Origin of the sequence: Frankia tisae, assembly GCF_025403405.1 — a bacterium.
Lineage (GTDB): Bacteria > Actinomycetota > Actinomycetes > Frankiales > Frankiaceae > Frankia > Frankia tisai.
In genome coordinates, this window is the sequence record NZ_JANEZT010000730.1 from 1 (window position 1) to 988 (window position 988).

Consider the following 988-nt stretch of genomic DNA (forward strand, 5'->3'; position numbering starts at 1 on the left):
CGTGGGGGCGGGCGTCGGGGTGTGGCGGCTGGCGCTGTATCAGGGCAGCACGGCCGACGGTCGGGTGCGACCGCTGACCACCCCCGCCCCGCCGGTGCGCGAGTTCTACGGCAGTCCCACGAACCCGCCGTTCACCCTCGGGATACTCGGCGACTCCAGCGCCCAGGGCACCGGCGTGCACGACTACGACGAGACCGTCGGCGGCTGGTTGGCCCGCGCCCTCGCCGCCGGCACCAGCGGCGACGCCGCCGGCGGTAGCGATGACGGCGGTAGCGGCGCCAGCGCCGCCGGCGGTGACGGCCGGCATGTGCGCGTCGTCAGCGCCGCCCGCGACGGCGCCCGCGCCGAGCACCTGGCCGCCCAGGTCGCCCGGATCGCTCCCGCGGCGCCCGACCTGGCCGTCATCTCCATCGGCGTCAACGACATCCGCAATCGCACCTCTCCGGCGGCCGCCGCCCGCCACCTTGCCGGTGCCGTCGTCGACCTGCGCCGCAGCGGCGCCGAGGTGATCGTCGGCACCACACCCGACCTGAGTGTCATCTCCGCCGTCCGCTCGCCGCTGCGCGAGGTCCTGTGGCTGCTCGGCCTGCTACTCGAGCGGGCGCAGACCCCGGCGGTCTCCGCTGCCGGCGGCATTCCGGTAACCCTGCGTACCGCCGTGTCGCGGCGCTTCGCCGCCGACCCGACCTTGTTCGCCCCGGACGGCCTGCACGCTTCTCCACGAGGCAACGCCCTCATCGGCGCCCACCTGCTCGCTGCCTATCGACCTGCCCCACGGGGTTAGGCCGCGTGTTCGGTTGTGATCAGGATGGTGTGCCCGCGCCGCTCGGTCCGGATCGTCGAGGCGGGCGCATGTCGCGGTCATGACCGTCGAAGTCGTCGATGACTGTCGAAGTCGTCGATGGACGCCGGCCTCCCGTCCGGCCTCGCGTCCGGCCTCGCGGCGCGGTTCCGCGGACCCCCCCGATCACCAGGAGCCCCCCTCGCC

General features: G+C 74.7%; 1 protein-coding gene. It reads left to right on the plus strand.

Going from position 1 to position 988, the window contains the following annotated elements; genetic code table 11:
- Nucleotide 1: 1 nt before the first annotated feature.
- Nucleotides 2-784 (plus strand): SGNH/GDSL hydrolase family protein, encoded by a 783-nt coding sequence (locus NBZ85_RS31375; protein ID WP_261563452.1) that lies wholly within the window; start codon nucleotides 2-4, stop codon nucleotides 782-784.
- Nucleotides 785-988: the final 204 nt, after the last annotated feature.